16 protein-coding genes and 1 tRNA gene are annotated in these 14,527 nt (G+C 42.4%); 3 read left to right on the forward strand and 14 right to left on the reverse strand.

Translation table 11 applies throughout. The annotated features are described in order from the left end of the window. Positions 1–184: 184 nt before the first annotated feature. From L7D49_RS15430 to L7D49_RS15440, 3 genes are all read right to left on the reverse strand, one after another. A complete protein-coding gene (locus tag L7D49_RS15430; protein ID WP_238082403.1) occupies positions 185–727 on the reverse strand; it encodes a hypothetical protein in 543 nt (180 codons plus the stop codon). Between the two features lie 134 nt (positions 728–861). Further along, the gene (locus tag L7D49_RS15435; protein ID WP_238082405.1) at positions 862–1,062 is read right to left on the reverse strand and encodes a hypothetical protein; all 201 of its coding nucleotides are present in this window, start codon (positions 1,060–1,062) and stop codon (positions 862–864) included. A 438-nt stretch (positions 1,063–1,500) separates the two neighbouring features. Beyond that, complete coding sequence (locus L7D49_RS15440) at positions 1,501–1,917, reverse strand: metal ABC transporter substrate-binding protein (RefSeq protein WP_238082407.1); 417 nt, start codon at positions 1,915–1,917, stop codon at positions 1,501–1,503. 669 nt (positions 1,918–2,586) lie between these two features. Between L7D49_RS15440 and L7D49_RS15445 the strand changes: the two genes are divergently transcribed. From L7D49_RS15445 to L7D49_RS15455, 3 genes are all read left to right on the forward strand, one after another. After that, complete coding sequence (locus tag L7D49_RS15445; protein ID WP_238082409.1) at positions 2,587–2,991, forward strand: hypothetical protein; 405 nt, start codon at positions 2,587–2,589, stop codon at positions 2,989–2,991. Between the two features lie 859 nt (positions 2,992–3,850). Continuing rightward, positions 3,851–4,894, forward strand: coding sequence for an ArsR/SmtB family transcription factor (locus L7D49_RS15450; RefSeq protein WP_238082411.1), 1,044 nt, complete (start codon positions 3,851–3,853; stop codon positions 4,892–4,894). Continuing rightward, entirely contained in the window at positions 4,891–6,102 is a 1,212-nt protein-coding gene (locus L7D49_RS15455; protein WP_238082413.1) for an MFS transporter, read from the forward strand. Before L7D49_RS15450 ends, L7D49_RS15455 begins: the two co-directional genes overlap by 4 nt. Before the next feature lie 771 nt (positions 6,103–6,873). Here L7D49_RS15455 and L7D49_RS15460 read toward each other — a convergent pair. From L7D49_RS15460 to L7D49_RS15510, 11 genes are all read right to left on the reverse strand, one after another. Next, a tRNA-Arg gene (locus tag L7D49_RS15460) sits at positions 6,874–6,947 on the reverse strand. Between the two features lie 76 nt (positions 6,948–7,023). Beyond that, a complete protein-coding gene (locus L7D49_RS15465) occupies positions 7,024–7,518 on the reverse strand; it encodes a metallophosphoesterase (protein WP_238082415.1) in 495 nt (164 codons plus the stop codon). A gap of 2 nt (positions 7,519–7,520) precedes the next feature. Continuing rightward, the gene (locus tag L7D49_RS15470) at positions 7,521–8,120 is read right to left on the reverse strand and encodes an XTP/dITP diphosphatase (RefSeq protein WP_238082417.1); all 600 of its coding nucleotides are present in this window, start codon (positions 8,118–8,120) and stop codon (positions 7,521–7,523) included. Continuing rightward, a complete protein-coding gene (gene rph / locus L7D49_RS15475; RefSeq protein WP_238082419.1) occupies positions 8,117–8,875 on the reverse strand; it encodes a ribonuclease PH in 759 nt (252 codons plus the stop codon). Before rph ends, L7D49_RS15470 begins: the two co-directional genes overlap by 4 nt. A gap of 98 nt (positions 8,876–8,973) precedes the next feature. Beyond that, complete coding sequence (gene racE, locus L7D49_RS15480) at positions 8,974–9,768, reverse strand: glutamate racemase (RefSeq protein WP_238082421.1); 795 nt, start codon at positions 9,766–9,768, stop codon at positions 8,974–8,976. Positions 9,769–9,777: 9 nt separating this feature from the next. Continuing rightward, the gene (locus tag L7D49_RS15485; protein ID WP_207963988.1) at positions 9,778–10,185 is read right to left on the reverse strand and encodes a MarR family winged helix-turn-helix transcriptional regulator; all 408 of its coding nucleotides are present in this window, start codon (positions 10,183–10,185) and stop codon (positions 9,778–9,780) included. A gap of 214 nt (positions 10,186–10,399) precedes the next feature. Beyond that, the gene (locus L7D49_RS15490) at positions 10,400–10,612 is read right to left on the reverse strand and encodes a helix-turn-helix domain-containing protein (RefSeq protein ID WP_184207831.1); all 213 of its coding nucleotides are present in this window, start codon (positions 10,610–10,612) and stop codon (positions 10,400–10,402) included. A 74-nt stretch (positions 10,613–10,686) separates the two neighbouring features. Beyond that, a complete protein-coding gene (locus tag L7D49_RS15495) occupies positions 10,687–11,142 on the reverse strand; it encodes an acyl-CoA thioesterase (protein ID WP_238082424.1) in 456 nt (151 codons plus the stop codon). A gap of 153 nt (positions 11,143–11,295) precedes the next feature. Next, the gene (gene sdhB / locus L7D49_RS15500) at positions 11,296–12,102 is read right to left on the reverse strand and encodes a succinate dehydrogenase iron-sulfur subunit (protein ID WP_238082426.1); all 807 of its coding nucleotides are present in this window, start codon (positions 12,100–12,102) and stop codon (positions 11,296–11,298) included. Further along, the gene (sdhA, locus tag L7D49_RS15505; RefSeq protein ID WP_238082427.1) at positions 12,099–13,853 is read right to left on the reverse strand and encodes a succinate dehydrogenase flavoprotein subunit; all 1,755 of its coding nucleotides are present in this window, start codon (positions 13,851–13,853) and stop codon (positions 12,099–12,101) included. Before sdhA ends, sdhB begins: the two co-directional genes overlap by 4 nt. A gap of 61 nt (positions 13,854–13,914) precedes the next feature. Beyond that, complete coding sequence (locus L7D49_RS15510) at positions 13,915–14,523, reverse strand: succinate dehydrogenase cytochrome b558 subunit (RefSeq protein ID WP_238082429.1); 609 nt, start codon at positions 14,521–14,523, stop codon at positions 13,915–13,917. Positions 14,524–14,527: the final 4 nt, after the last annotated feature.

Raw genomic sequence — 14,527 nt, forward strand, 5'->3', positions numbered from 1 at the left:
TCCTGGGATTACATTAGCAAAATGGGAGCATTTCTGCAGTTAATCTGTCGGCGTTGTTCACACTGTCTACATGGGTACTAGTGAGTTTAATAATACAGAATATAGGTCGCTTTTTTATTTTAATGTTATCGTATCAATTTTTGATATACCTCTTCTGCTGTTGCTAATTCCCAGCAGAGCATGTCTATCTCGGATCAGCCTTCCATTGACCTGTTCTTACTTTTCTATAAATCTCTTTTTTAATTTTATCTTGATACTCCTTAAATACTAAATTCTCTAGGCTCTTACTAAATCCACAGTTTTCACACTCCAAAAAACTAATATTGTAACCTCTAGATCCTATAACTAAATACCCTTGGCATCTCTTACAAATTGGTACAGGTGTATCCCCCTTGAAATCATATCCCTCTTTATATATGGATTTAAACCAGGCCCACTCCCAGTGGATATCATCCAGTACATCGCTTGTATATGAAGTAAAATCAGGTTCAATTTTAGCAGAAAAACTTTTTACCATCTTTAATAAAAATAAATATGCTATCCCGATAATGATAATAATCCATACCGGGACACCATAAGAAAGAATCTTTTTGATAAATAAACCTATTGTCTTAATTGCCTCATAAAACGACTGCAATTTTACAGGAGCAATTATTGGAGTTATAATAAATCCAATAATAACTACAACCACGCCCGCTATTATTGGATGTTTAAAGAAGCTTTTCATGAGCATTCTGCCCCCCTTTTATGCCTTATATTTAACCTAACATTTTATGTATTGTTTGATTAAACGAGATTTGTCTCATACCCTTGCTATAGCCAATCCTTTAGTTTCAGGACTTTTCTATTGATTTGGGAACTTTAGATGTTCATTTGTTTACATCCAAACGTGTTATTGTAAAGAACAGTTCCTTGCTCTGATGACACTTCTACAGCTGCTAAAAAAGCATTCGCTTTCTTCTCGGACAAGATATCTTCTGCAACACAATCACTCAACACAAAAGCCTGATAACGAGGATGGGCCAAATCCTTCAATAATTCTGGATCCATTCCTTTTTGCACTCGAGCAACTCTTGCGCGGACACATAAATTTTTTGAAGAAAAGAAGAAAAATGACTGTTTCTCAGGAAAAAATGGGCACTCGTATTTTCGAGACCCTCTTTTAACCTCTCCCACTTTCTTGTACAGACATCTTCTCTGGCGATGGCCATCTCTCTTACAATTTCCGCATGTGTCTTCCCGATCCATTCAGATCTATCGGTTCTGATTAGTTAGCAAGCACTTACAGGAAATCATCCACCATGCTTTTTGTATAATCTAAATGTTGCCATGTAAGTAAATAGTATTATCAATACTATTCTTTCTACTTGTCCTTCTCAATATCAAAGTCATAGTTGAACAATGAGACTTTGCATGCCGCCCCTAATTCAGCACCTTCATTCGCCCGTTACTTTAATAACACTTTCTCTTAACTATAAGTTTTTCAATAATAAAACTTCTTTATCTACCCACAATAAACTTACCTATAACAGTCTCTCCATCAACATCATACAAAGGAATTTCTCTTGGTTTAGCTCCTTTTGTGAGTCTTACTGCTCCGGCAGGTGTTTTAGGCTGTTGACCTTCCAAATCTACTCTTTTTACATATCCTATTGTACCGTTCTCACCTTCTGCCAACATTAAATCAGGTTCACCTAGAGTAATCGTCGCGTTTCCCATATTTGGACCATAAGTTTTTCCATTATCATTTATTGGATAGCGGCCATTTTCTAAGATACTTTCCCTGGTCGGTATAAAGACATCCATATTTATTTCACTACTATTATTATCTTCTGCTTTTTGTGATGTTTCTTGTTCTGAACAACCAACTAACAAAAGTAACGAAACTACTGCTAAGACAAATAAATTCTTCCTCATTTTCTCCCCCTCGAATAATTAGAAAACCATCTTTTTTCTTACTGCCACGTTTGACACAATTAGAATGGGTATTACTCTCGCTGTATCCTAGTCGTTCTTTAAATACAATTATAGTACACATTTCAAAATACTCCAACTCGATTTGAACATAAATACATATATTGTAAATTCTAATTGTTGATCAATTATCATCATTTAGTCAGCCAATATGCAAGCTTTGAATATGCAGTAAAAGCAACGAGTAGTGAACACACCCTCAGTCGAAAAGGCAGTCCTTATTACAACGCATCTATCGAGTCTCTTCATTTCACGTTAAAAAAGGAAGAATTCTATCAAACAATAGATTTTAAAGCAGCACGAATCCCCTTTTTCAGTACCTTGAGTCGTGGTATAAGCGGAAACGGATACGTCGCAGATCCAAAGTCACGCAATATTGTTAAATATGTATCAGGAAGACTCTTATGATAAAAATAAAAAATTGTCTCCCTTCTATTTATTAGGGAAGACAGTTGGATTATCGTACAGACCTATCTTGTATATTATTCTCAAAAATCATTTATTTTCTTATTTATCGAATAAATTTTTTTTTCAAACTACGTTACCAAGAAAAGTGATACAGAGCCCTATATAAATATGTCAGTAGGTAACGAAAAGAGGACAAATGAAAAGATGTATATTGATTTTTATGATAAGAACGATTCATTAATATATTCATTTAGTCAGTCACAATTAAAACAAATGGTTACTCCTTCACCTAAACCCGTTGATCTTAATGCCTCTTACGTAAATGTGTATTATCTTACCGAGTCTGAACACTCCTACAATTTTTTATATACATCATTTAGTGACAAAATATCAATTGGTCATTATATGGAACTTATTAACCCAAATTCACTTAAGATAAAGACGGATTATAATATTAAATCAATGACTATTATGTTAGAGTCTTCTGGACCAAATGTGGGAACTGTAACAGTTGGAAATATTAGCGGGGAAAGATCAATACCTCTTGATGAGTTGGTCAGCAATAATTCTGGCTACACAATTAAATTAATAAATAATGCAGAGGGTTAAAAAATCTTCTTGCAGACAGGATCAATAATAACCGAGTAATGTTTCAACTAATGCAAATCTTTTTTCTATTTTATTTTCCATATTACTAAATCCATTGTTGTTAATCCTGTTTTACCTATATTTCCTGACGGGAAACCCGTTATTTAATAGATAATATTTTAGAAGAAAAGAAAAAATATGACTTTCCAGAAAGGAGCACTCGCATTTGCGAGGCCCTCTTTTAACCTCTCACATTCCCATTTTTATGTACCGACACTTTCTCTGGTGATGTCCATCTCTCTCAAAGAGAAATATCAACCCTCACTTCAAATACCACACGATCTTCTAGTCATTAAAAAACCCTCTTTAGGAATTAGAAGGTTTCCGGTCTGCTCAACGGAAGATAAAGAAGCAGGGATAAAATACTAACGAGTTCGGTTGATGGTGAGAAAAGTGCAATTGGCAACGTAAATAACAGGTTAATCAGCATATATTTCAACAGTGAAATAACCATAAAAACAAGTAAAAGTGCTCAAAATAGAGCGTTTTTTGCGTAATATTCTACTATCCTTATTCAACTAAACCACCAGTTCGTATTATAAGATCAGCCAGATATTTTGACCATGACTAATATATATTAGTAATTGTTAATAGAGTATCAAAATTAGATATCCTTCGCAAACTTGCCGTTAAACAGTCAGATGAGGTCGTTCACCTTTAAGCTGTTGGATGATTTCGTGGACGACCTCGTACCCATGTTTCTTTTAAATACTTTCTTAACCACTTTACAGAAAAGAAGAAATATAAATTCAATAATTATTGAATTATTTATTCTAATAATATAGGATAAATTAAAATAGGGACTCTAGGAGGAACCAATTTGAAAATTATAAATTCAGCACCCCCAGCAGAAACCATAACTCTGAAAGTGGAACAGTCGCCAGTCTGGGAATTGATTTTGGGGATTGCCGGCTATACGCATCAGCAGCTACGGCACACGTTTGAAATGGATGATGTATGGAAAATAGATGAGAACACTATGCCCTCTTCACTAGTCAAACTATTAAGAAAGATTCAAGAAACTAATCTTTGGTACGGGATGATTCTGTTGCAAAATCAATTTTCCGCCGTTTCCGTTCAAGAATTTTCGAATTTGCTTACCACTGCTTCAACGCATTCTTTTTATGAATGGCTCCTTCCTTACCATGATCGACAGTCTGAGCCACTAAGAATAGATACAGCCTACAAGCCAGAACAAACACAAATTTGGGAAAAATACGCCGGCCTCTTTGAGGGACATGACTATTTAGAGGGATATGTTCGCCAGCTTCACTATCTATCCCAATCTGAGATCTGTGATTTATTCACTCGTGTGTTGAAAGAGTGGGAAGGTTGGATGTCGAATAAAGAAGATTGGGAGAAATGGCTACAGGCACTTACTTTTGAACAGAAGCAGTATCGGCAACTGGATATGAAGAATCCGGTAGCTGAAATCGAACGTGTGTCGGGCGGTGTCGAATACCTGCCTGAGCCATCCATTTGGTCGGTCAAACTTATCCCGCAGGTTTCTTATCGTCCTTGGGTGCTGACTATTCGTACTTCTGATACCAAGCTCTTCTTTTATCCTGTCAAAGAAGAATATCTGCTTGAACCGGGGGTTCCATCAAATGAACTGATTCGTGGCCATAAGGCATTAGGGGACGAACTGCGGCTAAAACTGTTGTTTCAACTTCAAAAAAGACCTATGTCCTTGCAAGAATTGAGTGGACAATTCAACATATCAAAAACAACGCTACACCATCAACTGGCATTATTGAAAGCCGCCAAATTCATTCGCGTGGAGAAAGGGGTCTATTCCATCAACTCAGGAAAGCTTGAAGATTTCTCAAGCCAATTGATTCGATACCTGGGAACTAGATTATGAAGAAGTATTCGAAGTCCTTCAAATCATTATGGATAGGTGAGATTGTTTCCGAATTCGGTGGTGCTGCTGGTGCTATTATCAACGGGATGCTGTTATATGAATTGACAGGTTCACGGGAGTGGATGGGCATCCTTTGGCTCGTCTATTTTATTCCTTCTTTGGTGCTGCAAGGTATCAGTTCACCTTTTCTTAATCATGTCATAAAAGAAAAAGTGCTCATAAATATTCAACTGATCCGAGCCGGTGCCTACCTATTGCCATTAGCCGGTTTTTGGATTGGAACGGAGAAAGGACCCATCATTGGCTTGGTTATTCTCCAATGCATCTTAGGGCTTCTTCAGCCAATTTTCGCCAGCCTTTCATTTGCCTTACTTCCAGAAGTCTGTACAGATGATGTATTGGCCGATGCCAACGGATTGTTGGACGGAACCCTTCGGCTAATGAGCTTTCTTGCTCCAGGTGTCACTTCGCTCTTGTTGTTGCTACTACCGATGTATTGGATCTATGGCATTTCGGCAATCTTATTCTTCATCAGTTTCCTTGCATTGTCCCGAATTCCGCAAACCAGCCCGCAAAAGGTAGCAACTTGGACAAAAAAGTTCTGGTGGTCTGAAATGAAAGAGGGATACAGGGATTTTTTTAGTTATCCTCAACTCCTGCGGTTAACAATCCTATCTTCTACCGTCCAATTTGCGGTAGGGGCAACGCTAGTCTTGAGTATTCCCTTCATTCAGGGAGAACTGGGAGGCGAGACATGGGAGTATGGCATATTTAAGGGGGCATTTCCTATCGGTTACGTGCTGGGGATGTTTTTTCTGACCAAGCTACCCAAAAGCCCCCGAACGATGTACTTTGGTTTGATTGGAGGTGGCATTTCCTTTGTGTTGCTATACTTTGTCCACACAGTCCCTTTTGCGTGGTTATGTGAACTGATGGGTGGTATCCTGTTCCCTCTTTTCAACGCCCAAAGTGCGGCCATTTTCCAGCGGGAAGCTCCAAGGGACCGACTGGCACAGTTAAGTGCCGTCCGCATGTTGTTCATGCGTGTATCCATGCCATTAGGAATTCTGTTTGCTTCCTTGCCTTTCATAACATTAACTATTCGTCATGTTTATATCGGAATCGGCTCCATTATTATCTTGCCGGGGCTGTATTACTTAATCGCTTCCCTCCAAACCAAGGAATCTTTTATCTCTGATAAACTTTGATATTTGAGCATAAAGATCATCATCCTGTTCATAAAAAAGTGAGTGTTGAAACAAAAATATTATAAAAATCCCGAACAGTAGCTCAATCACAGATCAAGTTGCTGTTCGGGATTTTCACTTTACAAATAAGCCGGAATACCAAGAGCCATAAGTGATACTCCAATAACAAGCTTTACTATCAATCGGTTCTTCGTTTTCTCCTCCATAGTTTCACCCTCCTTTTCTCACATTATATGTTCAAATCGCCATCTCTAGTACACAACTATGAATACTGTAAAAAATACTGAGCAGAAGCTCAATCCCTTTAGGTTGGTACTCTGAAAAGTGATTTACGAGAAAGCCTATTATCATTTCTACAAAGACTATTACTATGTTGTATCACCGACTTTCATTTGTATATTATAGTTTAATTTCTCCATCTAGGTAATCCCTGTACTCTTTGCAAAGTTATTCAGCAACCTGTCGTAATGCTGCATAGTACGAGGTGGATAGCCGTTCACCTGCAGTTCCTAAATACTCCAAAAAAATCGAAGTGAACGGTAGTTGCTTTCTCTCCTTTTCAGAGGCGTTAAGCTCTTTGTTTGTCAGTTTGAAATAAACGTAACAAAAAATCCTCCATTCAGATGAATTGGAAGATAATCGCGCGTCTTTTAATAAGTAAAATTTCAAGGGTACAAAAAAGGGATTCTGCACCAGTGACCAAAGCCCTGACCGAATCCCTTTTCTTTTTCAAGCCCTTTCACGCTAAGGCTTGAACTGCCATTAACTATACGTCCCAGGAGGGATTCGAACCCCCGACCGCACGCTTAGAAGGCGTGTGCTCTATCCAGCTGAGCTACTGAGACATGCTCTTGGTACTCCAACGTTTCCCAAGGACAAATTTTATTATAAGCAGGTTGAGCAATAAAGTCAACGGTATTCTTAAAAATTCTTTATTTGCAATGTATCGACCAATTCATTGTGCGGATCGACAAATGAGACAGTTGCGTCCTGCTCCCATTCGATGATAGCGTAGGTCGGTTCTTTGCCGCCTCTTGGCAGCACGGGACTGCCGGGATTGAGGAATAGAATGCTGTCTTTCATTTCTGCTCCATAGAGATGGGTATGGCCGAAGAGGACAATGTCCGCCTTCTTTTCGAGTGCTTCATAGTAAAGGGGCAGCAGAGATCGATGGCAGTCATGCTGATGGCCGTGGACAACGAGAATCTGTTTATTCCAGAGTCGCTGAACGACTTGATCCGGAAATTGACGTTCCCGGTCGCAATTGCCTCTTACGGTGCTGATTTTCTCCCATACAGCTGCATCGTGCGTCAGTTCGCTGTCACCGCAGTGAAAGATGGCGTCAGCAGGCATAGCGGAAACGGCCTGCACCGTTTCCAAATCGCCATGCGTATCACTTAATACGATGATTTTCATGCCTATCCTTGTAACCATTCCGGCAAAAATGTTTTCAGCTGGGCTAACGCGGCACCTCGATGCGAGATGGCACCTTTCTCTTCAGGGGCCATCTGTGCCATGGTGCGCTCTTTTTCCAGGTAATAGAAGACAGGATCGTACCCAAATCCGTTCGAACCTCTTCTTTCATCCAAAATAAGCCCTTCGCAGCTTCCTGAGAATGTTCTCGTTTCGATTCCCGGACCCGCCACTGCCAATACACAACGAAAACGCGCTGTCCGATTCGCTTCAGGAACGTTTTCTAGCTCGCTTAACAGTTTATCGATATTGTCATCGTCTTTTTTAGCAGGACCCGCGTAACGGGCCGAGTATACACCAGGAGCGCCGTCCAGTGCATCGACTTCCAAGCCACTGTCGTCTGCAATGACTGGTATTTGTAATAAGCGGGATACCGTTTCTGCTTTTAAGATTGCATTTTCTTCAAATGTCGTGCCTGTCTCTTCTACGTCAATGTCTTCTTCCAGATCATTCAGCGTCAGGACCTTCACGCCAAATGGCCCTAACAGTGCTTCAAAATCTTTTGCCTTGCCGGCATTGTTTGTTGCGATCAGAACTTGTTTCATTCCATTTCCTCTTCTTTCTTTCCAATCAAGTGACCCGCTTCTCCTAATACTTGTTTCTGCTGTTCAAACAGCTCCCGGATTCCCTGTTCAGCCAAATCCAACAGACCGTTCATTTCGTCACGGGAAAACGTCGATTCCTCTCCAGTGCCTTGAATTTCAACGAAATGTCCACTGCCAGTCATGACGACATTCATATCGACTGCCGCCGAGGAGTCTTCTATATAATCAAGATCCACAATCAATGTGCCTTCTTCTGTTTTACCGACACTTGTTGCCGCCAGGAAATCGATAATCGGGAAAGCCTTGAGTTCTTTCTCTTTCGATAGCTTTGTTACCGCAAGGACCATTGCCACAAATGCACCTGTGATTGAAGCCGTACGGGTTCCCCCATCTGCCTGGATGACGTCACAGTCAATCCAGATCGTTCTTTCGCCAAGTGCTTCCAAGTTCGTGACGGCACGCATAGCTCTGCCGATTAACCGCTGTATTTCCATTGTTCTCCCGCCGACCTTACCACGGGATGATTCTCGCTGCGTCCGTTGCCCTGTAGCGCGCGGAAGCATGGAATACTCAGCAGTTACCCATCCTTTTCCACTCCCCCTTAAAAAGGGCGGTACGCGCTCCTCGATGGATGCAGTGCAAATTACTTTTGTATTGCCAACCGTTATGAGGACAGAGCCTTCCGGATGCAATAAATAATCGGTCTCAATGGAAACCGGGCGGATCATTTCTTCTGTTCTTCCGTCATGTCTCATGCCGGTCACCTCCACGTATTCAGTACAGCCATCATCTTACCATAGTCCGTTTCCTCAAATCAAAAAACCGGATATCCTTTTTCAGGATACCCGGGCTGTCATAATTTTATCTGTTTCACAATCGGTTCCTCGATCTCCAGCCAGTCTGATACGATGGAGCGGAACTCATGCACCTCTCCTGTCGTATAAAAAATAGGGGTGGCCGGGGAGGCAGCATCGCTTGTAAGTGCGTGCGCCATTAAAGCCTTTTCCACATCATGCACGGTCTCATTTGCAGAGGAAACGATCGTTACATCGCTTCGCAGCTGCGCTTTAATATGATCGTGCAAGAGTGGATAATGGGTACATCCCAGTATCGCCGTATCGAACGCCACCTCTTGGAGTGGCTTCAGCGTCTGATGGATGATTCCGCTGACTTCATTCGTCTTATATCTGCCACTTTCGACAATTGGAACGAATTCCGGACAAGCCAATTGAAAAACAGAAGCACGGGACGACAACAGATGAATTGCTTCTGCATACGCCCCGCTATTTACAGTTCCCACCGTTCCGAGAACGACAATCTCACCGGTCGCTGATGCTTGCAAAGCAGCACGTGCGCCCGGTTCGATTACGCCGATGATCGGAAACGGAAATGTATCTTTTAAAATATCCAAAGCGACTGCAGTCGCCGTATTGCAGGCAACCACAAGCATCTTAATATCCATCTTCGAGAGCGCTGACGCCATTTCGACAGTAAACTGGATGACTTCTTCAGCTGATCGCGGACCATATGGACAGCGTGCATCATCGCCTATATATACGATCGGTTCATTAGGCAGCCGGTTGAGCAACTCCTTGACAACAGTCAAGCCCCCGACACCCGAATCGATCACTCCGATTGGTGCTTCCACACGAACCCCTCAATCCTTCTGCATTTCTTGGTGTAATTTTGTCAACATACGAGAGAATTCCTGCAACTCTTCATCATTAAAATCAGTCAACACGGAATTTAAGTAGTCTCTGCGCTTTTCGATCACTTCTTCGATGATGCGTTCGCCTTCACTTAGTAAATGAATCCTGACGACACGACGATCCTGTTCGTCACGAACTCTCTTAACCAGATTATTGTTCTCCATGCGATCTACTAAATCAGTAGTGGTACTAAATGCCAAATACATCTTGGTCGATAAATCGCCAATTGTCATATCACCATGTTCAAAAAGCCATTGCAAGGCGATGAATTGAGGAGGTGTAATCGTATAATTGCTTAATATTTTGCGACCTTGTTGTTTAATGATCCCTGCAATATACCGCAGTTCCTTCTCCATACGTGCGATATTATCATTGCTGTCGGGATGTGACTGTTGTTGTTCCAACACGTTAACCAGCTCCCACAAAACAAATACTGTGTACTTATTGTCACCTTTTTTCTTTCATAACGCAACAGTTTTACAGAATAACGACATAGACAATATTTTCATAGTACCCTTTTGGTTAGACAATGCTGGCAGCTATTTCGTGACAACCACCAATCGTTCGTGCTTAATTCAGTTTCAACTCCCCTAATCGCAACAATTCGACAATCGCTTGAGCTCTGCCTGAAACCCCGAGTTTTTGAATCGTATTCGAGATGTGGTTCCTTACAGTCTTTTCGCTTATGCCGAGCCGTCCTGCGATCTCTTTTGTCGTATGATCATCTACCAAAAGATCAAATATCTCTCTCTCCCTTGCTGTAAGCAAAGAACGGTTGTTCATTTCTCCTGTCAAGACGCGCCCCTCCTATCCAACGTTCACTTTACAATATGTCAGGAGGGATTATGCTGTGCCGGCTAGATGGCGACTTTCTTTTGAAACTGCGACTTTTGTGCGTCGGTCCAAGGAACAGCTCTGCCTGTTTCCCGGTTTACTTGAACAATCGAACCCCGTCCTGTAAACACAACATCCCCTTTTTCATTTTTCGACATATAGTGAAGGTCGACGGAGCTGTTTCCAATGGAGGCCGCTTTCACATAGATGGTAAGGGTTTCATCGAAATATACTTGTTTTCTGTAATCACATTGAAGATCGGCAACGACAGGTATTGTCGTCCCCTGCGGATCCAGCCAATCCTCCATCTGGCCAATTGTTTTTAAAAATTCGATACGGGCATATTCATAATAGGCAAATGTCACCGTGTTATTCAAATGTCCGTACATATCTGTTTCCGAAAAACGCACGGTCACCGGAACCGAAAACTCAAACCCCGCTTCCCATGTTGCATAGTCCCCGATATAGCTTGGTATCATGATCATCTCTCCCTTTATTAAAATGAATGAACATTCATTCTTTTATTATATCAAATTCGGAAGAAAATTTGAAGTTAACCAATAAAAGGGTGCCGTAACCAAAAAAAGAACCTCCCAGGGGTCATTACCCGCCGGGAGGCTCTTGCGCAAATCTTAGTCTACCATATGGTCGCTTCCGAAGAAGTTCTTGAACATTTGTACGGTAGTTGCACGGTTCATCGCTGCGATGGACGTTGTCAAAGGAATTCCTTTCGGACAAGCGACGACGCAGTTTTGCGAGTTACCGCATTCACCGATACCGCCATCGGCCATAAGTGTTTCCAGACGCTCGTCACGGTTCATCGCACCAGTTGGGTGAGAGTTGAACAAGCGAACTTGGGAAATCAAAGCTGGCCCGATGAAGTTCGTTTTATCATTGACGTTCGGGCACGCTTCAAGGCATACACCGCAAGTCATACATTTAGAAAGCTCGTAAGCCCATTGACGCTTGCGTTCCGGCATACGAGGACCGTCACCAAGATCATACGTACCGTCAATTGGAATCCATGCCTTAACCCGCTTAAGGGAATCAAACATGAACTCACGATCGACAACCAAGTCACGGACAACCGGGAATGTGCGCATCGGCTCCAAGCGAATCGGCTGTGTCAATTGGTCGATCAATGCTGTACAAGATTGACGCGGACGGCCATTGATGACCATCGAACAAGCACCACAAACTTCTTCCAGACAGTTCATGTCCCAGTTTATAGGCGTCGTTTTTTTGCCTTCTGCATTTACCGGATTTCTCCGGATTTCCATCAAAGCCGAAATGACGTTCATATTCGGCCGATAGTCTATTTCAAAGCTTTCCCAATAAGGTTTGGAATCAGGAGTATCTTGGCGTTGAATCTCAAAACGGACCGTTTTTTTAGCAGTTGCCTCTTTTACGGCAGTAGTTTGCTCACTCACTTCCGTCAATCTCCTTTCTTCGCGGAATAATCGCGTTTACGCGGTGGAATCAATGATACATCGACTTCCTCATAAGAGATAATCGGTGCAGACTTGCCATCGAATTCCGCAATCGTCGTTTTCAAGAAGTTATCATCGTCACGGTTCGGGAACTCCGGCTTATAGTGGGCTCCACGGCTTTCGTTACGATTCAATGCTCCCAGCGTAATGACGCGAGCCAAGTATAGCATATTCTTCAATTGACGAGTAAATGTCGCGCCTTGGTTAGACCATTTTTGCGTATCCGTAATATTAATGTTTTCATATCGCTCCAAAAGCTCTTGAAGCTTGTAATCAGTTTCTTGAAGGTTTTTATTGTAACGAACAACTGTAACGTTATCCGTCATAACCTCACCAAGTTCACGGTGGAGTACGTATGCATTTTCCGTACCGTCCATCTTCAAGGTTGCATCCCACTTCTGCTGCTCGTCTTTAATAGCTGTTTCGAAAATGGAGGAAGGAAGCTCTTCAGCCGTCCGTTTTACGCCTCTCATATACTTGACAGCTTCCGGACCTGCAACCATACCGCCGTAGATGGCAGAAAGAAGCGAGTTAGCGCCGAGACGGTTCGCACCGTGCTGTGAATAATCACATTCACCTGCCGCAAATAGGCCAGGAATGCTTGTGTGCTGTTCGTAGTCGACCCATAGTCCACCCATTGAATAGTGAACGGCAGGGAAGATTTTCATTGGAACTTTACGAGGGTCTTCCCCTGTAAATTTCTCATAGATTTCGATGATGCCGCCAAGCTTGATATCCAACTCATGCGGATCTTTATGGGAAAGGTCAAGGTATACCATGTTTTCCCCGTTGACACCCAATTTTTGATTTACGCAGACATCAAAAATTTCACGTGTTGCAATATCACGTGGTACAAGGTTTCCGTAATCCGGATATTTTTCTTCAAGGAAGTACCAAGGCTTGCCATCTTTATACGTCCAGATCCGTCCGCCTTCACCACGAGCCGATTCACTCATAAGGCGAAGCTTGTCGTCTCCTGGAATCGCAGTCGGGTGGATTTGGATAAATTCACCGTTCGCATATTTAGCACCTTGCTGATAGACGATGGATGCCGCAGAACCTGTATTGATAACAGAGTTCGTCGATTTTCCGAAGATGATCCCAGGTCCGCCAGTCGCCATGATGACAGCATCACCTTTGAACGCTTTAATCTCCATCGTTTTCATATTTTGCGCTTTAATACCGCGGCAAACCCCTTCGTCATCCATGATGACTCCAAGGAATTCCCAGTGCTCATACTTTTGAACTAAGCCTGCCACTTCAAAACGGCGTACTTGCTCATCAAGTGCGTAAAGAAGCTGCTGTCCTGTCGTAGCGCCAGCGAAAGCCGTACGGTGATGCAATGTACCACCAAAACGGCGGAAATCCAATAATCCTTCCGGAGTACGGTTGAAAGTTACTCCCATCCGGTCCATCAAACGGATGATTCCTGGTGCCGCTTCAGTCATTGCTTGGACCGGCGGCTGGTTAGCCAAGAAGTCTCCTCCGTATACAGTGTCGTCAAAGTGGATGGCTGGTGAATCGCCTTCCCCTTTCGTGTTCACTGCCCCGTTAATGCCGCCTTGTGCACAAACGGAGTGGGAGCGTTTCACCGGAACGAGCGAGAATAAGTCGACTGAGACTCCATCTTCTGCTGCTTTGATGGTAGCCATCAAGCCCGCAAGACCGCCTCCGACGACAATCAATCTGCCTTTAGCCATTATTGTTTCACTCCTCAAATTTTACATAGTCACATAGTTCTTATATGCCAGCTCTGCCGGATCAAACGAATGCAAGCAATGCTTGTACGCCGATGACGGAAAGAACCAAGAATGCGATGATCGTAATATAAGATACGATGGTTTGGGAACGTGGAGATTGTGCAAGTCCCCATGTAACGCAGAATGACCATAGGCCATTTGCCAAGTGGAAAGTTGCAGAAACCACACCAAGAATGTAGAACACAAGCATGAACGGGCTTGATAGGATGTTAGCCATCATATCAAAGTTCACTTCTGCTCCAAGAGCTTTTTGGATTCGTGTTTCATAAATATGCCATGCAATGAAAATGACGAGGAATACACCCGTCACACGTTGAAGAAGGAACATCCAGTTACGGAACGTCCCATAGCGCTGTACATTGTTTTTCGCAGTGAAAGCTATGTAGACACCGTAGAACGCGTGGAACATTAATGGAATATAAATGACAAACCATTCCAAGAAAAGAACGAAAGGCAAGTTCCCCATAAAATTGGACGCGTTATTGAATGCTTCTTCACCGCGAGTTGCAAAGTGGTTGACTACCAAGTGCTGGGTAACGAATAACCCAACCGGAATGATTCCGAGCAATGAATGCAGTCGGCGCAAGTAAAAATCTGATTCTCTCGACAAGTCT

Source organism: Sporosarcina cyprini (genome assembly GCF_022048975.1).
GTDB classification, from domain to species: domain Bacteria; phylum Bacillota; class Bacilli; order Bacillales_A; family Planococcaceae; genus Sporosarcina; species Sporosarcina cyprini.